General features: G+C 43.2%; 21 protein-coding genes. 10 read left to right on the top strand and 11 right to left on the bottom strand.

Going from position 1 to position 25,940, the window contains the following annotated elements:
- Positions 1–11: 11 nt before the first annotated feature.
- The 8 genes from ACXAGV_RS01330 to ACXAGV_RS01295 form a co-directional block, all read right to left on the bottom strand.
- Entirely contained in the window at positions 12–596 is a 585-nt protein-coding gene (locus ACXAGV_RS01330) for a DsbA family protein (protein WP_474871189.1), read from the bottom strand.
- Positions 596–4,099, bottom strand: coding sequence for a DUF748 domain-containing protein (locus tag ACXAGV_RS01325; protein ID WP_474871187.1), 3,504 nt, complete (start codon positions 4,097–4,099; stop codon positions 596–598). Before ACXAGV_RS01325 ends, ACXAGV_RS01330 begins: the two co-directional genes overlap by 1 nt.
- Before the next feature lie 131 nt (positions 4,100–4,230).
- Positions 4,231–4,821 carry a DUF2780 domain-containing protein gene (locus ACXAGV_RS01320; protein WP_474871185.1) on the bottom strand — a complete coding sequence of 197 codons (591 nt, stop codon included), beginning with the start codon at positions 4,819–4,821 and terminating at the stop codon, positions 4,231–4,233.
- Positions 4,822–5,213: 392 nt separating this feature from the next.
- The gene (locus tag ACXAGV_RS01315; RefSeq protein WP_474871183.1) at positions 5,214–6,455 is read right to left on the bottom strand and encodes a M56 family metallopeptidase; all 1,242 of its coding nucleotides are present in this window, start codon (positions 6,453–6,455) and stop codon (positions 5,214–5,216) included.
- Entirely contained in the window at positions 6,448–6,840 is a 393-nt protein-coding gene (locus ACXAGV_RS01310) for a BlaI/MecI/CopY family transcriptional regulator (RefSeq protein ID WP_474871181.1), read from the bottom strand. Before ACXAGV_RS01310 ends, ACXAGV_RS01315 begins: the two co-directional genes overlap by 8 nt.
- Positions 6,841–7,087: 247 nt before the next feature.
- Positions 7,088–9,073: a class I adenylate cyclase gene (locus ACXAGV_RS01305; RefSeq protein ID WP_474871179.1), complete on the bottom strand. Its 1,986-nt coding sequence runs from the start codon at positions 9,071–9,073 to the stop codon at positions 7,088–7,090.
- Positions 9,074–9,253: 180 nt separating this feature from the next.
- On the bottom strand, positions 9,254–10,621 hold the full coding sequence (locus ACXAGV_RS01300; RefSeq protein WP_474871177.1) for a sensor histidine kinase: 1,368 nt from the start codon (positions 10,619–10,621) through the stop codon (positions 9,254–9,256).
- Positions 10,622–10,633: 12 nt separating this feature from the next.
- The gene (locus tag ACXAGV_RS01295; RefSeq protein ID WP_474871175.1) at positions 10,634–11,347 is read right to left on the bottom strand and encodes a response regulator; all 714 of its coding nucleotides are present in this window, start codon (positions 11,345–11,347) and stop codon (positions 10,634–10,636) included.
- 166 nt (positions 11,348–11,513) lie between these two features.
- Between ACXAGV_RS01295 and ACXAGV_RS01290 the strand changes: the two genes are divergently transcribed.
- A complete protein-coding gene (locus ACXAGV_RS01290) occupies positions 11,514–11,963 on the top strand; it encodes a Spy/CpxP family protein refolding chaperone (RefSeq protein ID WP_474871173.1) in 450 nt (149 codons plus the stop codon).
- A gap of 105 nt (positions 11,964–12,068) precedes the next feature.
- Here the strand turns inward: ACXAGV_RS01290 and ACXAGV_RS01285 are convergent, their stop codons facing one another.
- Positions 12,069–12,665, bottom strand: coding sequence for a DUF4136 domain-containing protein (locus ACXAGV_RS01285; RefSeq protein WP_474871171.1), 597 nt, complete (start codon positions 12,663–12,665; stop codon positions 12,069–12,071).
- A 330-nt stretch (positions 12,666–12,995) separates the two neighbouring features.
- On the opposite strand from ACXAGV_RS01285, the gene ACXAGV_RS01280 reads away from it, so the two are divergent.
- The 5 genes from ACXAGV_RS01280 (at position 12,996) to ACXAGV_RS01260 (ending at position 18,391) form a co-directional block, all read left to right on the top strand.
- The gene (locus ACXAGV_RS01280; protein ID WP_474871169.1) at positions 12,996–14,048 is read left to right on the top strand and encodes an L-dopachrome tautomerase-related protein; all 1,053 of its coding nucleotides are present in this window, start codon (positions 12,996–12,998) and stop codon (positions 14,046–14,048) included.
- A 34-nt stretch (positions 14,049–14,082) separates the two neighbouring features.
- A complete protein-coding gene (locus tag ACXAGV_RS01275; protein ID WP_474871167.1) occupies positions 14,083–14,628 on the top strand; it encodes a DsrE family protein in 546 nt (181 codons plus the stop codon).
- 522 nt (positions 14,629–15,150) lie between these two features.
- The gene (locus ACXAGV_RS01270) at positions 15,151–16,425 is read left to right on the top strand and encodes a CHASE2 domain-containing protein (protein ID WP_474871165.1); all 1,275 of its coding nucleotides are present in this window, start codon (positions 15,151–15,153) and stop codon (positions 16,423–16,425) included.
- On the top strand, positions 16,426–16,803 hold the full coding sequence (locus ACXAGV_RS01265; protein ID WP_474871163.1) for a hypothetical protein: 378 nt from the start codon (positions 16,426–16,428) through the stop codon (positions 16,801–16,803).
- 4 nt (positions 16,804–16,807) lie between these two features.
- Positions 16,808–18,391 carry a M48 family metallopeptidase gene (locus ACXAGV_RS01260; protein ID WP_474871161.1) on the top strand — a complete coding sequence of 528 codons (1,584 nt, stop codon included), beginning with the start codon at positions 16,808–16,810 and terminating at the stop codon, positions 18,389–18,391.
- Between the two features lie 526 nt (positions 18,392–18,917).
- Here ACXAGV_RS01260 and ACXAGV_RS01255 read toward each other — a convergent pair.
- Complete coding sequence (locus ACXAGV_RS01255; protein WP_474871159.1) at positions 18,918–20,594, bottom strand: acyl-CoA dehydrogenase family protein; 1,677 nt, start codon at positions 20,592–20,594, stop codon at positions 18,918–18,920.
- A 226-nt stretch (positions 20,595–20,820) separates the two neighbouring features.
- Here ACXAGV_RS01255 and ACXAGV_RS01250 point away from each other — a divergent pair, with 226 nt between their 5' ends.
- From ACXAGV_RS01250 to ACXAGV_RS01240, 3 genes are all read left to right on the top strand, one after another.
- Complete coding sequence (locus ACXAGV_RS01250) at positions 20,821–21,621, top strand: PaaX family transcriptional regulator (RefSeq protein WP_474871157.1); 801 nt, start codon at positions 20,821–20,823, stop codon at positions 21,619–21,621.
- Between the two features lie 48 nt (positions 21,622–21,669).
- On the top strand, positions 21,670–22,782 hold the full coding sequence (locus ACXAGV_RS01245; RefSeq protein ID WP_474871155.1) for a hypothetical protein: 1,113 nt from the start codon (positions 21,670–21,672) through the stop codon (positions 22,780–22,782).
- 320 nt (positions 22,783–23,102) lie between these two features.
- Positions 23,103–23,570, top strand: coding sequence for a DUF3718 domain-containing protein (locus tag ACXAGV_RS01240; protein WP_474871153.1), 468 nt, complete (start codon positions 23,103–23,105; stop codon positions 23,568–23,570).
- Between the two features lie 205 nt (positions 23,571–23,775).
- Here ACXAGV_RS01240 and ACXAGV_RS01235 read toward each other — a convergent pair whose 3' ends face one another.
- Positions 23,776–25,107 carry a M24 family metallopeptidase gene (locus tag ACXAGV_RS01235; RefSeq protein ID WP_474871151.1) on the bottom strand — a complete coding sequence of 444 codons (1,332 nt, stop codon included), beginning with the start codon at positions 25,105–25,107 and terminating at the stop codon, positions 23,776–23,778.
- A 108-nt stretch (positions 25,108–25,215) separates the two neighbouring features.
- On the opposite strand from ACXAGV_RS01235, the gene ACXAGV_RS01230 reads away from it, so the two are divergent.
- Entirely contained in the window at positions 25,216–25,929 is a 714-nt protein-coding gene (locus ACXAGV_RS01230) for a substrate-binding periplasmic protein (RefSeq protein ID WP_474871149.1), read from the top strand.
- Positions 25,930–25,940: the final 11 nt, after the last annotated feature.

Genomic DNA, 25,940 nt, shown 5'->3' with positions numbered 1-25,940 from the left:
AAGAAGCCTCTTTAGTTAGAGGCTTTTTTTATTCGTTCTAGAAGCGTATTGTAATTTTTATACCCCTGAAGCATCAAGTCAGAGGCATCATTTGAGGGCTTTATAAGCAACCCCGGTGTTCCTTTCAATTCAAAAGCTTCAACTAGATGCTGCGCACGTTTGAAATATTTATCTGCATGCTTTTGTGACAAACATGTTTCAACTTCTAAGTGATTTATTTGCGGTGCAGAGTACAAGAGAGCATCGGTATAGGTCGAATTTTCAAGCAATTGATTTGGTGTTGATAGGAGCTTTTCACTTAGTGTGAAATAGTGTTCCGTACCATATAGTTCACCAATGCAGTAAAGGTTAGCCATCAATTTATGTGTATTATCTTCTTTATCAGGCTCGGGGATAAACCATAACACCCAATTAATTTTTTTATTTGAAGCTAATTTATTCAGTACTATTTTCTGCCTTGAGCAATAAGGGCAGTTTATATCCATCAGCGCATGTATAGTGACGTTTGCTCCTGTTTCCCGTTTTTGCCAGCTTGTATATTCAATATCCAAGTTTGAAGAAACTGCTAAGAAAAGGAAAAGTAGTGCAATATTCATTAGTTCGCTTCCAAGGTTAACTCAACACCGCTAAACTCAGTGTGCAAATCGTGCTGGGTATTTAGCAAAAATAAACGATTTGCTTCAATTTCCCCTTCGTTGGCTAAATAGCTTTTTACCGCTTTACTGCGCAAGTCGGCAAGTTCAATTAATTCACTTTCAGGAATGTCGATACTATTGCGAAGCTTGTTGTAACGAGCAATCGTCAGTGCCCTTTGCACGTCCTCTTCATTAATCGCATTAATAAAGTCATCATTACTGTTTTGACCTTCATCTTCACTTGTTAACTCGGGGTATAACTGTGCCACCATCTTCTTATATTCTTGTTCAAGGTCAGGCGTAAACATCTCTACATAGTGTGAAATAAGGGCGTCGGCCAATGGGCCTTTCAGTGGTATACGGCTGCCAGTTAATGGCTCATCTTGCGAACTTCCACTGTCGCTGAGATTTTCAATGTCATCACCTGTAGAAGTATTCCCGTTCGTACTTGAACTGCCTGAGTTAGTAGTGGAATCAACAAGCCCACTTTTTGCGAACAGCGTGGCATTTAACTGGCGTTGTGCCAGCGTACTTGAATCTGATACCGCATTTACCGTTCCTTCAATGTTCACTCTAAGCCCTGGGCGTTTTTTTAACGCCTCGGCTAGGATATTCAGCTTTTCCTGTGCATCCGCGCCGAGTGAATGCTCTCCAAATCCAAACGCAACGCTGTCTAGCTCGTCATCGCTGCCAACCAGATTTGCTAGTAGTGAAAACGGCGCGGTTACTGCCTTGGTAATGATGTTGCCAATAGCATTAAGGATTATAGAGCCAAAGCTAAAATCTGGGCTGTCTACGTCTCCAGATACATCTAAACCTAAGTCAATAACGCCGTTGCTATCTTCTAGCAGCGCGATCGCGAGCCCGAGCGGCAAACTTAGCGCTTGGTCAGAATCAGATTTTTTGCCTAACGTAAGCTGGTCAATAACCACATGATTCTTACCTTCTAGCGCTTTCCCGTTAAGCTTGTATTGCACCGCTAATGATAACAAGCCTTTGTCAATGTAATAGCCCATGTAGGTGCCAGAGTAGGGGTTCACTGAAGTCAGTTCAGCGCCTTTTACAGAGAAATTCAAATCTAGGTCTAGGTCACTTTTTAATGGGTGAATGGTGCCTGCTAGTTTTACCGGTGCGTAGTTATCTATTTTTCCAGTAATATCCACATTAGCTGGCGTATCTGAACGAGAGTCCATGCCCAACACTTTCCCATTTAGGCTTTCAATGGCCGATGCGAACTTTGGTGTTAATGAGTGATCAGCAAAATAGGCTTTACCGTTTTCAATTGATATGGCGTTCACAGCAATAGCAAGCTCTTCAGTGTTTGAAGACGTCTTTTCACTAGTAATAGATACTGCTGAATTTTCTGGGTTTATGCTGTCAGGTTCACCAGCGATACCATTTTTAACAGACTTTTCTGTAGTGTTGTCTTTTATTGAAGCAACAACTAGCTTGCTCACATTGGTTTGCTTAGCCTCATCGATTATGAGACGAGCGAAGGGTGACTGTAACTGAATATTCTCTATGCTTAGCTGGTTTGAGGTGTGGTCAAAATTAAAATCGTCCACCACTAAAGACTGCCATTGCAACAAAGGCTCTTTGGCATCATCGAGAATGCTTAAGTCAGACACTTTCGTACTCGCCTTAACGTTTAGTGCCTCTGTACCTTCATTACCCATTGCAGCGTCAAACTCAATATTCAGATTGAAAAGACCTTTTTCAAGGGTGACATTAGCGTAGGGTGAAACATATTGCTGAAACTGATTAAGTGCTAGTTGCTCAATGGCAGCTTTGCCTTGCACCGTTTGCTCTGCAATAACTAAATTTCCGCTGCTTGTTATTGTACCTTTTGGCGTATTACTCAAGGCCTGGGTGTCGGCAGATAATTGCAGGCTTGTGGTATAAGAAATGGGCTTAGAGAAGTCAGTGGTAATTTCACCGCTTTCAATATCAAAGTGACTAATTCTGTAATAGGTACCATCACTTATGCTGCGTTCTAGAATATCAATAGTTCCGTTATTAAACACAAACTTTTGTAGTGCAACATTCCATGTCACCTCTTTAGCTAGTTCCGGTGAACTATTGTTAGTTTGTGTTTTTGTATGCATTTTCTCACCAGTTTGTGCTGGAGAAATGCTATCGGTATAAACGTCGTTATTGGGGGGAGAGGCTTCATTCGAACTTGCTTGCTCAGCACTTTTTCCCTCTATTTGAGGCGCAGAGGCGATAACGCTATTTGCCTTAGAGCTTGTTTGGTTAGAAGAGGGAGCAAAGCCTTTAGGCGTAAAGAGGCGTTGTAAATCGAGCCCAGTGTCATCGAATAAACCCGACACCCTGACATCATCTAGCGAAACTTCAGCAATATTTACCTGCCGCTCCGCACCGTTGACGTTTATGTCGTGAATGGCAAATGAAGGAATGGCGAGGAGCTCTTTCGAGGTACTGGCGCTATCTGGCGCACTCGGTGAAGTGGTTGATGATGTGCTTGAGTTAAACACCAGGTTGTTGAGGGCGAACTCGCCGTCTCCTAGTAAAAATTTAAACGCATCTCCCTCTTCAAAGGCTTCTGCCTGAAGGCTTAAGTCAACCGTACCATCTACTAGTTTCGCTTCTATCAAATTTTTTGATAGCGACCAAAGTGGTGTAAGCGCCACGTCTTTTATTGCAACGTCGGTGGTAACTTTAAACGGAGATAGTTGGAACTCACCTTTGATGGAAATTTTGCCATTCTCAGCGGTAAGCAAATTAAACTGATATTGATTAAATGAGGCTTGGCTATTGCCATGAGCACTAACCACTGCATGCGTATCTAGGTAATGCAGTGCAACGTCTAGTTCCGGGTAATCTAGCAAAGTACCGGTAACTTTATCTTCTAAAACAACATGGCCGTCGTTTAGTAAAAATTGGCCTAGCGTTATTCGAGGGATTTGTCCTTCAGCTGCGTCTTCTTCCCTATTTTCCTCATGTGTACTGCGCTTCTCAAGGTGAGCAATGATGTCAGAAAAGTTGAGCGTTTGTGTGTCGTTATCGGTATTTAAACGCGCTACTTTCGCATATGGTGCATTGATGGTTAACGACTCGAGAGCAGGAGTGAGGGTAACCAGCGATTGCCAGAAGCCAATGTCTAAAGAAATATTATCAACACTGAAAAAACGGTCGCGTGACAATTCATTGTTGGTATCGCTTTCACTGCTGTTCTTAGCCTGACCATCACCACTTGCCGGGCCCTCTGGGTAAATAACAAAACCGGTAATGTCCACTTTTAATAGAAAAGGGTTTATAGCAATATCTTCAACAGCAGCACTTCGCCCTGTATTTTCTTTTACTAGGTTAGGTAACTTTGCCTCTAACACCGCAGGAGTTACTACGCCTAAAAGAAGGGCGTAAGTAAGATAGAAAAGGACAAGGTAGGTAGAAACTCGAAACCACTTTGGTTTCGCTGAAAACCAAGATGTTGCATTTTGCATAGGCGATTAGGCTGCGTAATTGAGAATGAAAAGATGAGCAAGGTTGCTATTAGAAAAATATAACCTTGCAAAAAAGGTTTAAAGCGTATTATTTTCTGCCAAGCAGCACATCTCAATACGCTTTCGATAGATTACAGAGCCGCTAGTAAATTATCTAGGCCAGATTTAAATAGCGCTTGTGTTTCTTCATCGGCATTTACATTTAAATATGAGCTGATTTGCGTGGCGAAGCTAGCAATCATATCGGTTGATAGGCCTAGCGCCTCAAACTGTTGCTTCAAATCATTTACTGATTTAAGTGTAGAGCTATATTCAGATGCTTTATTGAATAAACCTGATAGTGATGAACTAGAACTTGCTGCCGTATTGCTGCTAAGTGAAGGCACATTTTCAAGCAGGCTATCAATACCAGGAATACTGTTTGCCAGCTGCGTATAGTCACCACTAGAAAGGTTACCTTGAACATAGTTCATAATAGACGCAATGCCGCCTTCTGATTGCGTTTCAGATACATTGAGATTGTCAGAAACAGCACCTACCAAGCTAGATAGGTCGATACCAGACGCTGCACTTGTTGCCATTTCAGTTAGGCTACTAGTAGTAACAGTTGAGTCAGCTTTCTTTTCACCTAAAAGGCCTTTAAGCTGGTCTATATTGGCGTTTGCGTTTGTTGTAAAGACGGTAAGAGCAAGCACTGCAGGCGCTAAAGCGAAACGGTTCATTATTGATTTCCTTTTGTGTACGCCAAGAGTGAAAAACCGGCTGGCGCAGCATGATTGAAAATAATCGTAGCAATGGGCTATCGAGTATTTACACCTTCCATATATTAGAAGTGCTCAGGTTTGTGAATACTTACATTCTACCCTAGTACAGCTCCATTTTGTTTCTTTGAAGTGTAAAGGTGCTTTACACTTTCACAAATCGCAAGGCAGCTGAGGCTTGTTTAACTTGGCCACTTGAGGGGAGGCGTGGTTAAAAGGCCCCAGGGTTGTACGCGGGGAGTAAGCAAGTAGTACGAACGATGTAAGTTTGAATGAGTGAGTAATTTAGTCAATTAGACAAAACACTAAAAGGAGCGGGGCGCTCCTTTTAATATTCTGACTTATTTTATAGTTTATTTACTTTGTTTTGGCGGAATAACTATGCGTTCTACATCTTGGGATGCGTTCTTCTCAACGCTCACCGTGTCAAGAGAAGAACTAAGCTGATAGTCTAGTTGCACAAGTAGATCTGTTTGCCTGATTCCTTTTCCGCCCTGAATACGAGGTTTATATTCCCATTGTTTTAGGGCTACTTGTGCGCTTTTATCAAACACGCCAGCAGGTACCGATTTTACTACTTTTACATTATCTGTAGCGCCGGTTTCTGTTATATCGAAGGAAAGCACAACAAAACCTTCTATATTTGCTTGCGCTGCTTTTTCTGGATAGCTTGGCGGGACGCGTTTAACAGGTGATGCCTCGTTAATCTTAGCTACAGCCTTTTTTGGTGCAGCAGGCGCGTTTGCTAAAGCGGTGTTGATAGTGAGCAGAGCGGCAACAGTTAGTACGCCAGTCGCCAGTAATTTATTAGCACTTGCAGGTTGCTTTATTGCATTTAAACGTTTGATCATAGTCCTTTTTTCTCCAAAGGTTGGGTAAAGCCCTAGTGAACTGTGCAGGGCGTTTGAACAATGCTCGGCACACTGCACGAGTGCTTTTGCATAGGTAAGTTTTTCGTTGTCTGTCTTGTCTTTCAGTACAGCGTGATCACAAGCCAATTCCTGATTGATTCTGAAGGATTTCAGCGCTAGCCAAATCAATGGGTTAAACCAAAATACGATAGCTACAATTAGCGCTAATGCATTCCAAAGGTGGTCGTAATGTTTGCGGTGCATATTCTCATGTTCTAATACCAGCGCTTGCTGCTGAATCGAGAACGCGCTTTTGAACGAGAAGGGGATAAGCACCTTGGGCGAGACAAAGCCAAACAGCATAGGGGTGGCAGCTTTACTGGAATAGTAGGCATTGGTGTGGATAGCGCGGCGCGTTCCTATCGATGCCCATATTTTAAGGTGATGTGCTAAGACAAAAGCAGTAATGGCGCTTGCACCCATAGCCCAGACGGTAAACCAGGTTTGAAACTCAGTAGGGTTTAGCGTTGGGTTAACCCCAACCACATAGCGAGTAAAGCTATTTGATGGAATACTAACCAGCGACATGGGAAGATTATTCACTATCAAGGAGCCTGGTACCAATGCCCATAACTTATAAGTAAGCGATACCCCTATTTTATTAGTAAAAAAATGCTCGCACACCATCAACAAAACAAGCGCTAGCGACAAGATACCTTGCTGAGCAACAATCCAATCAATCATTGTTTTCTTCCCATTCTTTGATAAGCGCTTTGAGCTCGTTTATGTCTTGTTTTGTCAGCGAGTTCTGATTAGCAAAGCCTGCGACCATAGGCGTGATTTTTCCTTTAAACAAACGACTGACGAAACTCGATGCTTCTTTTTTTGTATAGTCTTCTCGCGCAATCAGCGGGTAATAAAGGTACTGGCGTTGCTGTTTTTCAAATCCTAAGACTTCTTTTCTTACCAAGCGGCCTAATAATGTTTTTACGGTTTTTTCATGCCAGTCTTTCTTGTCATTAAGCCGTGAAATGACTTCATTCGACGTGGCTGGGTGGCCGTCCCACAGTACATCTAGCACTTCAAACTCGGCGTTAGAAATTTCGGGTTTGTCAGACATTTTGCTCATAGGAACGAAACCTACCTTCATTGATTACAGTTGTAGTCGATGAGTTTAGATTACACTTGTAATTCTATAGTGCAAGCATTTTTTGTGTATTTTAAATCCAAAAAGCTTCTTTATATCTTAAATGAGGAAGGGAATGGTTTAATGTTTTGCGCGATTAACGTCGCCCAAAAGCGCAAATTAAAAGTGTGAAAATAAACGCTTGGTTCACGCTTGCTCATTTGAAAGAAAAAGAGCAGTGCCGAGCCTTTTAATAAAGGACATTGAAGTTAAGGTCGGTTGATTCCAAGAACTCGCCCAAAATGCGAGGTTGTTGATTCCCCCTTGGTACCATGACATAGCACGCTGGCTGGGGGATGACCTCTTGTAATTCGTACCACAAGGTATCCAGTACTTCGTTACCGAATTTTAAAAATGTTTCGCCCCAAGATGTTTTGTAGATAATAGCGACATCTTCAACTGTGGCTTTTTGGCGTAAGGTAGGAAAATTCACGATCGCAAAACATGCGGTTATGCGCTCCGGCGCAAGTAAATCGTTACGAGGTAGCGACGAGACTTTAACCGGTGGAAAGTACTTGCACAAGTGTTTGAGAAGGTCGTTAAGGTCTAACTCGCTTACTTCACCATAGTTGTAATCTAGATAAACTGCGCTGTTGGTATCAATTATCTTACTTGAAACCAACCATACCATTAACGCAATCGCGCTAGAAGCTTGGGATATTTTCTGAGCTTCATCAATGATACCTGATTTACTTAATAAGTCACCTGCATAGGCCGACCATACCTCGGTGCCGTTTTTTAGCTGGCGCATGGAAGTAGTAATTTTCTCGCAGTACAGACTCTCGTCGAATGCACGACGTAGAAACTCAATTTTAGCTTCTTTTTTAGCGTAATATGTACTTAAGCGCCTACCTAAAACCGTCATGTCTTTCTCATCCATCACTTGTTGGTAGTGGCCAAGTTCTTTAGAAATGCGTCGGTAGCATTTTAAGAGGAAACTGTGAACCCGACGACTAAGTTGTACGCGTTCGCTAAACGTCCAATCTTGTTGGTTGTCCAAATGAAGGATTTGCTTTCTGCTCCACCCCCATTGCCTGGCGTAAGAGGCTAAAATTCTACGCTTAAAGTTTGGCTTTTCTCCTTCGAAAAGGGATTGACTTAATGGGCAAGCACATTTTAAGTACAAACATTGCTGAAGGACTTCTATGTCTTCAGGCTGACCGTTAACTTTGTAGTGGGTGATAAGTTCGTCGAACATCAATGCGTAAGGGTCGATATCTGATACATGGCCCGGCGCTTCAGCACCGCGATGAACATGCTTTTTTAGCAAGTTACACAGAGGCTGACCGTGAGAAATATTGGCCAAGTACACTTCAAGTTTTGCCATTTTTAAAACAGACTTAAAGGGGGAGTCCATGGCTTTCCCCAATTGCCAAATGGCTGCGCCAAACAATTCACTGGCATCGAGCTTTTCAAGATGACCTAAGTCCATAAACCAATCAAGATCAGGTGAGCCGCCTTTTTCCAGGCTGTTATAAATAGCTTGGTACTGATTCTCATTGGTTCTTTCTGGCGTAAGCCACCAAAAAGGGGCTTTGCCCGCTACAACGATATTGGTGTTATAAAACTCGGCTTTTAAAAACAATGCTTGTGCTGAGCCGGCGCTTTCACCCTCGGCAACACCAAAGTCGTTTTGCTTTACTTTATCTATTTCAGAAAGAAAAAAATGTACTTCAATTCCAAAGGTATTGTCCGCCCATTTTTCAATGGCGGTTAGCTTCTGTTGAAGTAAGGAAAGTTCTACCTCTGAAAATCGTTTGCCATTGATGCACACCCAGTAATCAAAATCCGAGTCAGCGGTTTGTGCAATAGTACCCACACTGCCCATGAGAACCAGTGACTCTATGGCTCGTTGCCTTGGCCAGATTTGTTTAATATCCGCAAAAAAGTGACTCTCAGCGGGAAAACACCGTAAAAGCGCCTTTTCTATATCAGGCCTAAAAGAATAGTTATTGATGCCAAATGGAACAGTCTCACCCGAAGAAAGTGGGCCAATATAACCTGGAAGTGCTTCGTGATTAACGTGTACAAGGAAAGGGAGCACGTGAAAAAGTGGCTTGTGCTTTTCAGGCATGAGCGTAAGCGCTCGTTCAATACGGGCCTTGTTATACCTTAATACACGCAATAACCTAATGGTAAGGTTTTGCTGAACGGAGAGAGGCTGCTGCGCTGCCATTATATCAATCTACACTTCTTCATACCGCCAAGCATAACGCTAATTCGCATCGACTTCCTCTATTTTCGGCAACAACACAAGCTATGTTGTTTTAGTAATGTTTTATATAAAGGCGATGTTTAGAGTATACAAGAATACTTTTCTTTCTTAATGCGAGCAGTATGCGTCTGCAAAACATTTTTACAAATGTGTCGGCGCGCTTTTAGGCAACGTAATTTCAACGCTAAGACCACCTTTTTCTGGGCTTTGCATTACAAGTTTTCCTGCGTGCTTTTCTACTGCTTTTAGCGCAATGGTTAAGCCTAGACCAAAGCCTTCAGTGTGCATCTGATTTCCGGCTCGGTAAAAAGGCTGCATTAACTTTTCAATCTCAGCGTTGTCTACGCCAATACCATTATCCTTAACAACAATGACAACACTATTAGTACTAGAAACAACGTCTATAGCAACGGGCTGGCCTTTATCCGAGTATTTGCAAGCGTTACCCACTATATTGTCTAGCGCTTGATGCAAAGCTTCAGGGAAGCCTAAAATTATGGCGTCGTCTATACGTGATTGGTTGAACGTTAATGTGGTAGGAATACCCGGGTAGTTTACTGCCATATCATCCAATACACGGTTACATAACGCAATAATGTCACAGGGCTCAGCTTTCTGGGGCGTCTGTTCCAAAGTCGAAAAGTTTAAAATTTGCTGAATGAGCTGGTCCATTCGTTGGCAGTCATTGTGTATTTGTAATACGTGTTTGTTTTTAGGTTGATGCTGTTCGATAATTGCTGCAGATGCCTGAAGCCGAGCAAGAGGGGCGCGCAACTCATGAGATACATCATGTAATAACCTTTGTTGGGCACCTATCGCATCAGCGGTTTTGCTAACCATAAAGTTAATATCAGCTGCGAGGTCGCTTAACTCGTCGCCACGAGTTAGAAGTTGAGAGGGCACTGGTGTCGCAGTTTGGTCGTTGGCGTATTTTCGGCTAAAAGCCCCTAAATATTTTATGGGTTTAACGATGCTCCAACTAAGCAAAGCACTCACCAGAGCTGAGGCTAAAAATATGAAAACAAATTGTATAGACTGAAAGCGATTAAGCACTTGTTTGTAAATTCGAGGCGTTTGCGGTTGCCTAAATTGAGCGACATAGCGGTTGTTTGACGGCCCGTATATTTCACGTGTGATCCTGTGCTCTTCAGGCACTTTGTTCAGTCGATAGTGATAAACGACTTCATCATCAGGCGTTGAAATAAGCATGGGGATTAGCTGGTTTTCTCGCCCATTTCGTCTTTTAGCCCATTCTCTAATCTCACTTTTAGCTCTACCGTTTTTGAACGCTTCGTGTTCGTATCGCCATACAATCCTTTCAGCCTGGTTCGTCGCATCATCAAGAAAACGCTTGTTGTAGCTACTTGCAGTATACTCGTTAACTAACACGTAACTGGTAGCCGCCATTACCACAAGGCTAGCTACCCAAAAAGCAACAAAAATTCGCCAGAATAAGCGCTTGAAACCCAAGTTAGTTTTTATATCTGCCCATTTAACGTTACCAATCATTGCCCTTGTCTTCTATTCCGGTTGCTGAGGAGCGGTTAGCATTTGATAGCCCACGCCGCGAACAGATTGAATGACGTTGGAAATACCGGCTGCTGACAGCTTTTGACGAATTCGGCTTATATGTACATCCATCGCTCTGTCATAAGCTTCTAATGGACGTTTTAATACTTCCTGCGTCATTTCTTGCTTCGATATAGTTTGCCCAACACGCTCCATAAGATAGCTAAGTGCATTGAATTCAGCGCCCGTTAGCGCAAGAGCTTTGCCATTAACGGTTGCTTGCCGTGCACCTAGATCTAGGTGTATTCCATGCAATTCACTTGGCGAAGCGGAGGGTGTGGACTTCAGGTATTGTGTTCTTCGAATGATGGCGCGAATACGGGCACCAAGCTCTCTTGGGTTACAAGGCTTAGGTAGGTAATCATCAGCACCTAGCTCAAGTCCCACAATTCGGTCTATGTCATCGCCACGACCTGTTAGCATAAGGATTGGGGTTTGTTTTTCGGCTCTTACCGATTTCAGTACATCAAGCCCTGATATGCTAGGCATCATGATGTCTAGCACAACAGTGTCGTACTGCTCACTGTTGAGTAATGTTTTTATTGCTTCATCACCGCTGTAAATGGCATCTACACTGAAGCCGTCCCCTTCTAAAAACTCTTGGAGTAGGGCGCATAGGTCTTTGTCATCATCGACGAGCAACACATTGATTTTTTCATTTTTCATACCTGAATTTTACCCCTATTTACTGCGGTGTTTTTTAACTTTACCCAACTTTACACTAGCTTAACCCTACTTATCGATTGATTCACGCATACTAAATCCCGTTGATGAAACAACATTATTTTTAAACGTCATGCATAACCATGACAAAACAAGTAGGAAGATTAAGATGAAAAAATTAATTACCGGTGTTTTATTAAGTGCATGTATCGCAACCACTGCTTATGCAGGCGGTAAGAATTCTGATGAGCGTAGAGGTGGAGACTTCTTGCCTTTGCATAAAATGGAAAGAGTACTAGACCTAACTGAAGAGCAAAAAGTGCAGTTTCGAGCGTTAAAAGAAGAGCTTAAGGCTGAGCATCAGGCTAAAAGAGCAGAAATGACCGAGGGTGGTAAGCGCCGTAAAGTTAATGCGTTAGCGGGGTTAAACCCTGACGACACTGATTATCAAGCGAAAGTGGAAGCTATTGCAGAACAAAAGGCTGAAAAAGCCAAAGCTCGCTTTCTTAAACGTGCAGAACTTCGCATGAAAGTAGCGGAAATCCTGACCGATGAACAGCTTGAAAAGTTCGATAACATGAAAAAGAAACGCGGAAAAAAGCAGCGTCAGCGTAGCTAATTTATACCACGTTTAATCAGTAAAAGGCGCCTCCATGGCGCTTTTTTGCTAACGGCCATTGGCAAGCTGCGTTTGTAAATGTTGGCTTGCGTGAAATGTGTTTAGCTAGTTTTGAATAGCACTTGATGGGTACTGTTCTAGCAATTTTATTACAAGTTCATCGAGTTTCTTTTGAATACTAATACTGTCTTTCGATTCAAGTTCAACACTACCTGAAGCGCTATAGATAAATTTGCCATTCCTTACCATATCAATCTGGAGTCCCTGCTGTAGAGACGTCTGCTCACCAACGGGAATGCTAAATATACTGCCCAACGATATACCGCCCGAGCGACCGAAGCTACCCGTACCCAACCCAAGGTTTAAAGTAGTACCGTCTTCTTTTGCTGTGGTAGATGGCAAATACCCCACAGAAACATCAGCATTGTCTTCTGCCGACGGTGTTAAACCCTTCGCAATTAACTGCTCGGTCATGGTTGAAGACAGATGGTTGGCGAGGGTTTCATTAATAGGATTCAACGGCGATTGAATGTAAAAGGTTTTAATGTCAGCAAAGTTTTGCGTGTCATCTACGCTTACTTGAGGTTTGCTAGCGCACCCAACAACTAACGCTAAACTTAAAAACGACAACAAGACTGACTTTATACCATACTTCTGTTGTCTAAACCCTTTGTGACATTCTGTTGAAGTACTACTTCCCATAATAATTTCCCTCTAAATTACTGCTGTTAAAAGGATGCTCTGTCAGCAGAAATGTTTAACGATTGCTAACTTTAACGACACAATACCCTGTTTTAGATCTGAATTAACACTAAATGTGGTAACAAAAGGCCACAGCCTTTTGCTCACTGAGCATAATTCGCTGAATTGTCGTCACTCGTCGTCGAATTGTGCTCTGCCACGGTATTTAAACCGTATGCTTTGTTATGTAATGTTGCTTACCTACTTTCTGATACGCATGCTAAAGCGTACGCATAGAAGTTTACGGTAGGCGAGCGGCTATGTCTTAAAAAAGATTTGAAGGTAAAGGATATGCATATTAAGCGCACGTTAACAGCTACTGCGATAGCGGCAGTTTTTTCTATTAATGCAGCGGCACACGAAGCACATGATTCTCAAGTTGAATTGGTCGGCGACATTAAAGGTACACAAATTACTGGCGTGACGGTAAGTAATGATGGGCGAGTATTTGTAAACGCGCCCAATTGGCGAGACGGCGTAGGGTTTTCTGTGGCTCAGGTTACCGGTAACGGAGAGTTTGTTGCATTTCCTAATAATGAAACAAACGAGTGCGTAGCGCAAAGCGAGGTAAGAAAGGATTGCTTTTTGGCCGTGCAGTCAGTGGTTGCCCACAAAGATAAACTGTATGTGTTGGACACCCGCAACCCTAAATTCAACGGGGTAGTGGATGCGCCTCGTTTGTTTGTCGTGGATTTAGCTTCAAATGAAATCGAAGGAACCTTGATCCTCAGTGAAGATGCTTATCACTCTGATTCTTACATTAACGATTTACGCGTAGACGAGCACACAAATCGCATATACATGACGGATTCGGCTCATGCGGGCTTAGTGGTGTATAACCTCGATGACAATACCAGCTATCGCATTTTAGATAATCATGAAACCACAAAAGCCGAGGTAGAGTCCTTAAGTATTCAAGGTAAGCCCTTCAGCATGACTGTTCAATCAGACGGCATCGCGTTAGATACGTTGAACGACACACTATATTTCCATGCTTTGTCGGGTTATTCACTGTATGCCATTAATACCTCTGATATAAAGAAAGCATCGAACGAGGTACTAGCTAATAAAGTGCGCAAAGTCGCTACAACAGGCGCTCCTGATGGCATGACTTATCATGAGGGCAACGTCTATTTAGCTGACTTAGAAAAGCAAGAGGTGCAGTACCTTACGCCAAGCCTCGACCTTCGCACACTTGTAAAAGGCGATGTGGTGAACTGGGCTGATACCTTTAGTATACATAATGATGAGCTTTACTATACGAACAGCAAAATTCAAGATGCGGGCAGCGATGTCAGCGACATGACGTTTGAAGTATACAAAACAGCGCTACCTTCGCGTTAAATCACGAGAAATAGTTGAGGAAAAGGAAATGATCATGACAAAAGGAATCGGCAGCGCGTCACTTGCTTTGGCAGTAGCATTGTTTGTGACGGGGCAGGCTTCAGCTAAATCAGAATTTGAATATGGCCCAGTGTTTAGCTCTTTTGGAAAACATGCGCCAGTGGATGGCGTTAGTTTTACTGAAAATCAGACATTCAAGGTTGCATTTGACGTAGCTAAAGCGGCAAAACCAGGCGAGGTTAACCGCAAGTTTGAGTCGCTCGCGCGTTTTATCAATATGCATGTAGCTAATGGTATGAAACAGGAAAATCTTTCCCTTGCGCTTGTGGTTCACGGTTCTGCCACAGAAGAAATGCTGACGAGTGATTTCTTCAAACATCGCAAAGGCCAGCCTAATGGTAACGAAACGTTACTTTCTGCACTGATGCAGCAAGGTGTCGAAGTAATAGTATGCGGACAGTCGGCTGCAGCCCATGGCGTTGAAAAAAGCGCATTGATAGACAGAGTGAAAATGGACTTGTCAGCCATGACAGCGCATGCGCGCTTAGCGCAAAAAGGGTATTCGGTTAATCCGTTTTAGGTTGTTTAATACATGCAATAGTAGGTTTGTTTAAGACAAAAAGGAGCAAAGAGTAATCCAACTTTATAGACTGTAAAAGAATATTTGAGTCTTCGGCATGATACTTCTCGTTTTAAATTTCTAGTACTGTCATTAAGGTTGTAATCTCATGGTAACCTGCCACGGTGGTTTGGTTTTTAACAATTTCCGTTAACAATCAAAACTAACCGTTATGGATACCTTATAGCTGTGGTTTATCGCTCGGAAAACCAAAGAAACGAACTACGATATAATCATTATCAATGTTCTGCCTGAACAAAACTGACCTATATTTTATTATTGACTTTTGACATCAGAAAACGCAAAAATGATATTCCGCAAAGCGTTACGTCTGCGAAAAGAACTAAAGCGGTTTAACTTTTAAAAGCCAAAGGAAGGCTCGTTATCAAACAGTTTATCTTTATAATCTTTCTGGTGACGAGCATATCGTTTTTCTTCAGAGTCAGCATTGTGCTGGGGCTGTACGCGCTAGACCCTCTGCAAATGTCGTCGGTAACCGATGATGCCTCAGCTGAAATTGTTAATCGGATTGGCTCTCTTATTTATAGAGGGGACGGACAGGATGCGGTGACCGTCGTTCTTATTGATGACTCTTATCTGATCGATACTAAATCACAGTGGCCGCTGCCATATGCCCAGCAATCTCAGCTATTCCGGCAGATCCTTCGCTACAAGCCCGATGCAATCTTTATTGATTTACTTTATACCCACGACAGGGCTGAGCGCGGCGATAGCTTCTCCACGCTGAAAAACGTTCTAGATCGAGCTGGTCGACGCACGCCGGTGTTTATCCCCAAACCTGACGAGTCGGAATTTTCAGACGAAGTGCTCTTCAGTACGGCGCATCCGGTGGATGTTCAGTGGCAGGGCCATGATGACTTTTATCCCCTTGCGCTGGGCGTATTGCCCACGCCGGCTCCAGCCCTGTTTGAGGTGTATTGCCAGCGCCATGATTGTGAGCGCGGTGTATTGGAAAGCCGAGAAGATATGTATATTCAGTGGGGATCAAAACTGCATCCTGAGCAGGAAAACTTTACTCCACTGGTTCGCTGCATGAGAGATGAGTCAACCTTCGCAAGTTTCTTTCACATCTTCGTTTCTGAAGTATTCTGGAAGTTAGCCGATGACTGGCGTCAGCCTTGCCCCTATACCCGTACCATTATGGCTCAGCAGTTATCAGCAAATTCTGACGATGCTGAGACACTGTTTCGTGAAGCCATTACTGGAAAAATTGTGCTGGTAGGAGCATTGATTCAGGGCGCACGCGACGAAATTGTGACCCCAGTTCACGGAAAAATTGCTGGTGTCTATTTTCATGCAATGGCATTAGATAACCTCATAACCATGCAGAATAGCTATTACCGGCCTGCTCCCAGCGTATTCCGTAAATTGGATGTCGTAGATTTGGCAGATTGCCTACTGCTGATCCTTGTTATGCTATGGAGTCGTTACAGTGAGGGGAAGCTTCACTGGTTCACACGTTACAAAACCGTTTTAACGCCTCAACAAATTAAGATGCGTAGCCTTTACGGCGCGCTCGCAGTGATCTCCATTATTCTGGCTACCTCATACGTATTTGTGAGTGTTTTTCATACGCAGCCCATTAACTGGATCCTGATAATACTATTAGTTGTAGGTGTTCTCGTCGATCAATATCGCCGACATCACCTTGATATAAATGTAGTAAAAAAACTTAAACGTAAGGGCAAACTAATGCTAGTTGGTCTGATGCGGCTATTGAAAACTAAGGAGAGGTAGATGATAAAAAAAATACTTTTGGCAACGTCGGTTCTATTTTCTTTAGGTGTATTTGCAGGATCAGATAATACACTAAAAATTCTCAACTTTGAGGTTGATCCGGTGATGATACTGGATAGCACTGGTAAATTAGTAGAAGAGATTCCCGTTTCTCAATTACCAGAACCGGACATAGAAGTGCTGGCATTTAATGAAGAATTGGAGCTGGTACAGATCAACACCAGAGCTGGTACGCTGATCTGGTTAGATATTTATGATTTAGAACTGAATCAAGGCAAAATAGTAGAGCTGGACTGCTCAGAACTAGCGACTGCGAGAGAAGCTGATCATCACGAAACTGGCACCATGGGATTTGGTGGCCGCTGCTCAAAGGATTGATATCATGAGAAAATTAACACTAACATCCGTAGTAATGGTCTCGTTTGTTTTGGGGGGATGTCAAAGTACTATCGAAGGCATTGGTAAATCGATGGGGGATTTAGTCGGAGGGCCTGTCCATGAAGGCTTCGCCGGTAGGTTTATAGAGCAGGACAATGTGAATGAGTACAAGCAGCGTGATGATGCGCTGACGGGGGAGGGGCGCCTCATCAGTTATTCCGGTCTGGACATTCCTGCCGATCAGATTCGTCAGTCTCACGTAGTTGACTCGCCGGAACTTGAAGCTTACCTCAATAATATTCTTGATAATATTATGGAGCAGTGGAGCGGGACGCCAGTAAATGTGCAAATTCAGGTGGTACATTCACAAACCTTTGCGCCTTATGCCGATGCTTACGGCATGATCAGTGTGCCATTAGGAGCCATTAACAATGTTGAAAGTGAGGACGAACTGGCATTACTAATTGCGCATGAGGCCAGCCATATTTTACTGCGCCATCATGAACGTGATGCTATTGTGCAGCAGGACAAGAAAAACGTAGAAATGCTGGCGACGGCAGTCATTGCCGCAAACGTGGTAAGAGACACCCAAATGACCAAAGTGGGCGATACCCGGAAGCTCACCTATAACGGCAGTGCACAGGGACAGGACAATATATCTAAGGCTGCTATCTATAATGCCGTAATTCAGACATTGTCTGACAGCGTGTGGAGTACCGCCTGGCAGCGCACTCAGGAAGGCGAGGCGGATTTGCTGGGCTTTGATATGGCCGTTGCAGCAGGGTATTCGCCCCGTGCAAATGCGCATGTGTTGCAGCGGTTAGCTGACTTCCAGGGAAAGCAAGATAACGTATTATCAGTATTCTGGGCTCAAAAGAAGGAGGCGCTTTCGGCTGCCTTTGACGATATGAATCTAAATGCGATGGCTTATGAGCTCAATGGCGCTCTGATGGGGGGACTGAAATCTGGCCTTGGCTTTGCCACTGATAAACTTCAGAAGCTTCATAATTCTCCGGAAGAGCGCGATAAGGCAGTGCGAGACTATGCCCGCCGTGAGTACTTGTCCGATATACGCCGCCGGGTGAACAAAACCAGTTGGGAAGGTTTAAAAACGAACCATCAAGTTGTCGCTCTGTTAACAAGCTATAACGCTGCATTCTCCGCATCAAATGCGCTGGCTAAAAACGATTTGGAAGCCGCTGCCTTGTATGTTCAACAGTCACGCAACGCGCAAACCGCAGGTCATCCCTACATTCGTGAAGTCATGTATAACTTGCGCATGGCACAGGGCAATAAAGCGAAAGCAGAACAAAACTTGGCGTTGATTACTCAATGGGAAAATGCGTCACCGTCATTGTTTGAAACCAAAATTCAGCATGATTTTGAGCGTCAGGATTATGCTTCAGCCCTTGAAAGCATCAAGCAAGCCGAAGAAATTTTTGGTAGCAGTAGCAAATTTATCGTGCAGAAAGCGGTCGCGCTGTCGAACTTGAGCAAGCAAGAAGAGGCGGAGGCAGAACTGGATAAATGCATGGAATATGATGAAGTGAAAGCGACCTGCGAGGCAATGAAAGCACAGATTAGTTAACAGCGAACCAAGTCGTTTAAAGTTAACAAGCCACTTAAAACGTGGCTTGTTAACTTTTGGTATGGTGAGAACCTGCGTCAGCTACTCAGCGAGCTGTTAACTGCTATCTCAGTGGGCTATTACAATCAATTTGCGAGTCGTTGAAGAAGTCGGCAATTGGGACTTATCTCAGAGTCTACAGCAGAATGTCATCCGGTCTGTTTGGCCTACGCGTCGTTTGTTATTCGTTTCTGTAAACCAGTCTCGAGTACGTATTTTTTAAAGTGAAGAAAACTGATCATTTTTACTTGTATCATCGATGATGGTTTGCCTGAGCCCCAACAGAAATATCTACTCTTTCCCGTATACTTCTTTTCTTGTCATGCACCAAACTCGAAATCCCTTGGGATGATATAGTTGTCAATCATTTTGATTTGTTCTCGCCCGACAATTGACGTCTGAATCTAGCATATTTAATGCATCCAAAATCAAAAAGTACGAAAATTCTCCAGTTAACACCATCTCAACTAAAATTCTACGAAGTAGCTCAAGCATGTGAAACCTGCCCAAGCGCAATAATTTTCTCAAATGGTGTGGTGTCGGGCAACGTACCTAAAGCAAAACCAATAGCGTTGCCAAGCCTAGATTCACAAAAAGTATGAGCGATATCGATAATGGCGTCATTGTTGTCGAGTGCCGTAGCAAGTAACGCACATGCTTGAAGCGCGAGCGCCATCTGTTCGGTTAAATAGCGGCTTCGTGATTCCATATTCTGCGTGTTTGATAGCTCGTCAAATAACTTACTAAGGTAAATATCGTAGTACTTGTTTTGGCCTGCTTGAGTTTTGAGCTCGGCAAACAAGGCCTCTTTCACGTTGGGCTCTTTGGCGAGTGCGCGCAGTACATCCAAACATTGAACGTTTCCACTGCCTTCCCAAATAGAATTAAGCGGAGCTTGACGGTAATAACGGGGCATAGGATTTTCTTCCACGTAACCAATGCCACCTAAACACTCTTGCGCTTCGTTTACAAACATAGGTGTGCGCTTACAAATCCAGTACTTTCCAATTGCGGTGGCAAGCCTTGCCAGTGCTGCTTCATGGCTATCACTCTTTGCACTATCTACTGCCTTTGCAACGCGCATAGTAAGCGCGGTAGCAGCAGCACACTCAATGGTGAGATCTGCCAACACATTTTGCATTAGTGGCTGATTGACTAAGGTTTTGCCGAAGGCGTCGCGATGGCTTACGTGGTGTAATGCGTGAACCAGTGATTGGCGCATAAGTGCTGATGATCCAATCATGCAATCCAGTCGGGTAAGCGACACCATATCGATGATCACTGGCACGCCCCGGCCTTCTTCGCCAATCAAGTATGCCGTGGCTTCTTGGAATTCAACTTCAGATGATGCATTGCTCCAGTCGCCTAGCTTGTCTTTCAAACGCTGAATGCGCACGTTATTAAGTTCACCGTTTTCAAGCATTCTTGGTAGTAAAAAGCAGCTTAGTCCGCCTTCGGCTTGCGCAAGAATAAGGTGTGCATCGCACATGGGGGCAGAGAAAAAGAACTTATGCCCTACAATGTGGTAACTGCCATCAGCTTGTTTCACTGCTGTAGTGGTATTACGCCTCACATCCGACCCGCCTTGTTTTTCTGTCATGCCCATGCCAATTGTCAGCCCGTGTTTCTGGCTTGCCGGTAAGGCGCGAGGGTCGTACTCGCCATTAATGGTTTTATCTAGATAGTAGGGCGGTAAGCACTTCCCATATCGCATGGCTGGGATCGCTGCATGTGTCATAGTCAGTGGGCAAGAGGTACCAGATTCAGCTTGATAGTGCATATACATTAGTGCTGCCCGGATGGTATGCGCACCCTCAACCCCCTCATGCTTCCACGAATAGTTATGTATATTATGTTGCATCGCACTTTTCATAAGCGCGTGATAGCTCGGGTGAAACTCTACATTATCTGTGCGGCGGCCATAACGATCGAATGTATGAAGCGTTGGCTTGTTCTTATTAGCGAGCTCCCCGTTACCCATAAGTGTATCACCCGCAAGTTGGCCATATTGATCTAATAAACCTTCGTCATGCTGGTGTGATGATGGTAAATGGTGGTTTACCAGTAGACGTAATAACGCATCGTCACGCCAAAAATTGTAAGGGGCGGCAATGGTGGGCTGATTTTCTACAGTGTGCGTTACAAATCGATTTGATAAAGTCATGGCATTTCCACTTAGTGAATACACAAAATGTATCTTGGTGCTAGATCTCTACATTAAACATTACATCAACAGTTTCAATTTAACAAATAATGTAATGTTTGTGCCTTGCGTGCGTTTATATAATGATGGAAGCCACGTGGTTGGCCTCAAATGGTTTATGCAATCAACGGAGTTGAGGCTTGATTAAGTATTTAGGTCCTATCTAAAACAAAGAAGTAAATAGAACTTGCAGCTAGAAAAAGAGAAAAAGCCCGTCGCACGAAAGTTATTGCTAAAGCTCTTGGGTTCCCGAGACAATATTCAAATGAATGCCAGTGCAGCTGTTCGCGTGGGGGCATTGTTTGGTATTTCTGAAAATAACATTCGCGTTACGCTCACCCGTTTGCAGTCTGCTCAGCTTATCACCTTGGTTGAACGCGGTTATTACAAACTAGGAGACGAAGGCATTCGTTTTGCTAAAGAAATACACCAGTGGCGCGAAGATGAGAATGGGCTCGTTCCTTGGCAAAACGATTGGGTTGTCGCTCAAACCAGTACCATTCCTAAAAGTGATAAAAAGCAGCAAAGAACTAACGAACGCGCACTCAGGCTTATGGGCATGAGAAAGCTGGCAAACGATGTTTATCTTAGACCCAATAATTTTTCAGGCGGAGCAGGCGAAGTAAGAGACAAACTTTATTCACTTGGCCTATCGAGTAAGGCGCTAGTGTTTAGCGCTAAAAACTTTGACAGTAAGACACAAGGCAAGGCGATGGGGCTATGGCGCCACTTAAACTTAGCGTCGCTATACAAAAACGGATGTAGTGAAATAGAGAAATCTCTGGCTCGATTACCGTCTTTACCCCTTGAAGAAGCAACAAAAGAATCTTATGTGATAGGAGATAGAGCGTTATACCACTTGGTCTTTGACCCTTTGCTGCCAACACCACTCGTAGATGTAGCAATGCGTGAGCGTTACCGTAACCTTGTAAAAAAATACGATGATATGGGCGCACAGATATGGCTTCGCTTCTTAAACCAAAGTTAGGTGAGTAAACGCTGAATTAAAACGGAAGTAGCTGAAATGGAAGTAAATATGACCGCATCAAGACCGTTATTTAAACATATTCGTAATCATACCGCGCTTTTCAGTGAGCTTTCTCAATATAGAAACGCTGCGGTAGATAGATTAGGGTTTTCAGGCTTTGAATTTCATAAAACTCCAAAGTTCGTAACCGAAGATGGAAGCAGGCTTACTATAGAGCCTGAAAGAAGTATTGTTCTTCCAAAAGTGAACGCACTGGCAGGGCTTAAAAATAAGCTAACGCAAGCCATTTCAACGTTGCACATGGTTGAACATAGTGAAATAGGCTATCGCTATCCAACAGCAGCGTTAGCAGGTCTAGATGCTCCGTTTATAAAGCGGATGCGCTCTGAGTATTTTCATAAAGTGGATGAAGACAGAAGCATTTGTCGTCCTGTGAATTTGTCCTATGGAATCAAAAGTCGCGGAAAAGCTGATAACCGTCAAGAATACGAAGTCTGGATGCCAGAAGAAGCGCCAGATCAAAATCCGCTGCCTTTGCTCATAAACGCGTACGGCGAAGACTTACCCGATGATGTAAGGCACTTTGTTGAACAACCTTCAAAAGTGCATGGTTGGATGGGCGTTAAGCGTGCGGCATTTGAAGCGCTTTATACAAATAAGCAACACTGCGGCGAGTTGATTATTTGTATCGCTATGAGCGTAGATGCTTACAATATTGGCGCTAAGCCGGATTTAGCCTATTCTCCAGAGGCCGAAAGTTCTATTGCAGTGAGTAATGCAGAGTTTGAATGGGAAATAGAGGGTTACTATGCGCCACGAGGCTGGGTGTTTGATCACGATGAAGTTTGGGCAGCAATAAATCACACGTTAGAAGCTATCAATGAGCCACTCGATGATCTCTATGGTAAAAAAATTATTCCTATTGCAGAAAGCAAAACGGAGCGAATTTTGTCAACGCTGCAGTCACTGGGCGTCACGCAACAAGAAGTAGATAACCTCAATCTTCAGCCATGGGAGTTCATGCTTACTGAAAGCGAGCACAGGGTGAAAGCGCACGACCCCAGTCGTTCTGTTAATTTACTGGGCAGACTCAACCGACTTTTCTACCAACCAGAACAGCAGTTACCTTCACTTAACTGGATGCACGATCTCATCCTATAGATTTAAACTTTAAAGATTACTCCGCTACTCGACTTTATTTATTGTCATTTACAAAACCAAGCGCGCTGAAAAGCAATTTCATGCGCGCTTTTTTGTGCATCTGCGACCCTACACCTGTAACTAGAAAGACTTATATGTAAATTTTTATATAAACGATGTTATTTTTTGTAAATAACTTTCATTTTTGACGTGATCTGTATGTTTAAATCTATATTTATGTAATTAAATTACGGAAAATGCTTTATTTTTCGTAAGTATTGCTCATAATGTACACATCACTTAAGTGATATCTAATTTAGTTACAAAATAGGAATTCAAAAATGAAACTGTCTACTTTCGCTATTGCTCTAACACTATCTGTTGCTGCTACTCAATCTTTTGCAAAAGATGTAGTACTAAAGCCAATTAACGACAACATCGAAACACAAGCGTGTTTAACTGCGGCTAAAGACGGTTTTGGCTCTGCATTGCGTCTTATCCGTTCAAAAGGTTTTAATGCTGAAGAGTTCAGTGCATCTGTACGTTGTAACGGCGAATCACTTCGCACCTTTGCTTACATGTACAAAAATAACAAGGCGACTGAAAACGCGAAAACGGTAGCACTTGTTGCTAAGAACCAAGATGTAGCATCACAAGCGTGTTTAGAAGCGCTTTCAGTAGGTAAAGAAGCCGCGCTAGCGAAGTTTGGTTTGGAAGGTGAAAACATTATCTGTAACCACAAAACAATGTCTGATTTTGTTCGTGAATACAGTGCAGAGAATGTAGTTGTTCGCACTGCTGCTGAATAAGACTGCGTTTTAGGATAGCAACCTACTGCTAATATTTAGTACAGTTTCATGGCCTTTCGCTTGAAAGGGTGAAAGGCCTGACACTTTACGCTTCGCTCGATTTAATTTCACGTAAGTCTTTCCTCATCGGCTAACCTTTAGCCACACAGTTCAGTTTTTTCATTATGTAAAGGCCTCAAAATAAGGGTAATGTATCCACCTGTAGTTATTGATTTTCATCAGACTGAATCAAATGAAACTCAGTTTGCCTACCATCTAAATAAGTTACTGACTTACCGTCAAAAAATGCATCTTCTTCCAGCATAATTCTAATTTCTTTGTTCCACTCTTCAATAAAGCTAGCCGCATTGAGCTCTATAGAATAGGCCGTTTGTGCAAACATCGGGTAATCCCCTTTAATTGGTACGCCTTCTTGAGCATCCCACATTCCTATTGTTGGGCCAGCCGCGTGCCCATGAAAACCAAGCGGGTGAGTGTAAATAGCGGGCTTGATACCTTGCTCAATCGCCTGCTGTCGCGACATGCTTAATATGGTATTACCCGTTCTAGCTACTTTAAAATTATCGGTCAAAATGTCTTGTAATTTATTTCCAGATTTGAGTGCTTGTTTAAGTGAAGCTGGCGCGTCTTTTTCTCCAGGTTTTAATACGTAGGCATGTTGCTGTTGATCTGTGTTAAGTCGAAGGTAAGTAATGCCGAAATCAACATGAATGAGATCGCCCGGACGAATGATGTTTTCGCCAGGGCGTTTACTGAACGCGCTGATTTGGTCGAATACTTCATTGTCTTGGCGTTGAATAGAGACGGTGGGATGAAACCAATTAGTGAGTCCTAGTGCACGGGTTTGGTCGCGAAGCCACCACACAACATCGTCTGTGGTCGTAACGTTGGGTGTGATAACCTCGTTTGAAAACGCTGTTGCTATTAGCGAATGACCAATTTGGGCCAGAACAGGATAATACTTCATTTCCAGTTCACTTCGGGTTTCTAACCAACCAATTGAAAGCTTCTCACCACTTACAACACGGCTTTTTAGTTCGTTAGGAAGCACAGCCATAAACTTTTCGTGCTCAGTAGCGGTCATGCCGTCGGCAAGTGCGAAAGCATCAGACCTATTTATGGCTATTTTTAAGGGATTTCGGGTCTCGATAATATGTTTCAATGCTTCCCACTGGTCGGGTTGTGCTTCCTTATCCCATGCTTTTTTAAATAATGAGCCTACTGCGTACCTTGCTACAGCCAACCGTTCTAGCGGTTGACCATTGCCAGGGTCATAAATGACTAACATGGTATGACGTCGTGCAGAAACCCAAGTAGAAGGCAGCATGGTTTTTAAAACGGGATCTTCATTGTATTCCCGTGACATCAACACCCACATGTCGATGCCTTCTCGCTCCATAATGTGGGAGAGTACATCACTGAAACGCTGTTCAAGAATATTATCAATTAAGACACTTCTTTCTTTCATCGACAGCACGGAACTGGCTTGTACACTGAAACCGAAAAGGGCGAGTAGAAGAAATAAGGTTTTTTTCATATGCATTCCGTTGTTTTGACAGATGTTTTGGTATTTACTGGTTATTCTTTATACCGTTAACACGTTAATTACGCTTTGTATATATAAATCAACTGAATGGATATCTTGATGAAATTCTCTCTTTATTCTTGTTTGCTATTTTGTGTGTTCATGAGCTTTCACTCGGTTGCGCAAACGTCTATTAAGTGGGGCACTGACTATTGGCAAGATTATACAAACTACGACGGAAGCGGCTTTTATAACGAGCTAGTACATAAAGTATTTCCAGAACCAGAGTATACAGTAGATATTCACTATTACCCCTGGAAACGTAGTGTGAAGAACGTATTGCAAGGAAATATTGATATGACAGGCGCTATGCACAAAACAGAAAGGCTTTATCATTCTGAGCGGCCTGTGCTTATTGACACCGTAGTTATGGTAAGCCGTGTACAAGATGCCCTAACGCGAGATTCTCTTGATAACAAACTCGGTGCTTACCGTTCTGGTTATGAAGATATGGTGTTCTATCCCTATTTAGAAAAAGCGACGATGGGACTGGAGGTTGAAGATTCGTATAAGGGATTAACTTTGCTAGCAATGAAGAAAGTCGACTTCTATGTTGGAGCAGATAGTTTGGTGCAACTTGCTTTAAATGAGCGTGACGACCGCGCTGAATATGAGATCTCTGAGTTAGGTAGTTTTAAATTGTATTGGTCTTTCGCTCTCACTGAACATGGTTTGGCACTTAAAACCGCATTTGATGAACGATTAGAAGCTTTGCGCAAGCAAGGTGTGCTCGCGCAGCTTTATCAAAAATATGATCTTATTATGCCTTTCTGAATGGCCCAGAG

The organism is Alteromonas sp. ABH4_453 (genome assembly GCF_056160665.1).
This window is presented reverse-complemented; position numbering and strand designations above follow the sequence as displayed.

Bases quoted from the DNA above. Each gene is read 5' to 3' on its own strand.
- ACXAGV_RS01330 (WP_474871189.1), bottom strand. From the start codon at position 596: ATGAATATTGCACTACTTTTCCTTTTCTTAGCAGTTTCTTCAAACTTG.
- ACXAGV_RS01325 (WP_474871187.1), bottom strand. From the start codon at position 4,099: ATGCAAAATGCAACATCTTGGTTTTCAGCGAAACCAAAGTGGTTTCGA.
- ACXAGV_RS01320 (WP_474871185.1), bottom strand. From the start codon at position 4,821: ATGAACCGTTTCGCTTTAGCGCCTGCAGTGCTTGCTCTTACCGTCTTT.
- ACXAGV_RS01315 (WP_474871183.1), bottom strand. From the start codon at position 6,455: ATGATTGATTGGATTGTTGCTCAGCAAGGTATCTTGTCGCTAGCGCTT.
- ACXAGV_RS01310 (WP_474871181.1), bottom strand. From the start codon at position 6,840: ATGAGCAAAATGTCTGACAAACCCGAAATTTCTAACGCCGAGTTTGAA.
- ACXAGV_RS01305 (WP_474871179.1), bottom strand. From the start codon at position 9,073: ATGGCAGCGCAGCAGCCTCTCTCCGTTCAGCAAAACCTTACCATTAGG.
- ACXAGV_RS01300 (WP_474871177.1), bottom strand. From the start codon at position 10,621: ATGATTGGTAACGTTAAATGGGCAGATATAAAAACTAACTTGGGTTTC.
- ACXAGV_RS01295 (WP_474871175.1), bottom strand. From the start codon at position 11,347: ATGAAAAATGAAAAAATCAATGTGTTGCTCGTCGATGATGACAAAGAC.
- ACXAGV_RS01290 (WP_474871173.1), top strand. From the start codon at position 11,514: ATGAAAAAATTAATTACCGGTGTTTTATTAAGTGCATGTATCGCAACC.
- ACXAGV_RS01285 (WP_474871171.1), bottom strand. From the start codon at position 12,665: ATGGGAAGTAGTACTTCAACAGAATGTCACAAAGGGTTTAGACAACAG.
- ACXAGV_RS01280 (WP_474871169.1), top strand. From the start codon at position 12,996: ATGCATATTAAGCGCACGTTAACAGCTACTGCGATAGCGGCAGTTTTT.
- ACXAGV_RS01275 (WP_474871167.1), top strand. From the start codon at position 14,083: ATGACAAAAGGAATCGGCAGCGCGTCACTTGCTTTGGCAGTAGCATTG.
- ACXAGV_RS01270 (WP_474871165.1), top strand. From the start codon at position 15,151: ATGTCGTCGGTAACCGATGATGCCTCAGCTGAAATTGTTAATCGGATT.
- ACXAGV_RS01265 (WP_474871163.1), top strand. From the start codon at position 16,426: ATGATAAAAAAAATACTTTTGGCAACGTCGGTTCTATTTTCTTTAGGT.
- ACXAGV_RS01260 (WP_474871161.1), top strand. From the start codon at position 16,808: ATGAGAAAATTAACACTAACATCCGTAGTAATGGTCTCGTTTGTTTTG.
- ACXAGV_RS01255 (WP_474871159.1), bottom strand. From the start codon at position 20,594: ATGACTTTATCAAATCGATTTGTAACGCACACTGTAGAAAATCAGCCC.
- ACXAGV_RS01245 (WP_474871155.1), top strand. From the start codon at position 21,670: ATGACCGCATCAAGACCGTTATTTAAACATATTCGTAATCATACCGCG.
- ACXAGV_RS01240 (WP_474871153.1), top strand. From the start codon at position 23,103: ATGAAACTGTCTACTTTCGCTATTGCTCTAACACTATCTGTTGCTGCT.
- ACXAGV_RS01235 (WP_474871151.1), bottom strand. From the start codon at position 25,107: ATGAAAAAAACCTTATTTCTTCTACTCGCCCTTTTCGGTTTCAGTGTA.
- ACXAGV_RS01230 (WP_474871149.1), top strand. From the start codon at position 25,216: ATGAAATTCTCTCTTTATTCTTGTTTGCTATTTTGTGTGTTCATGAGC.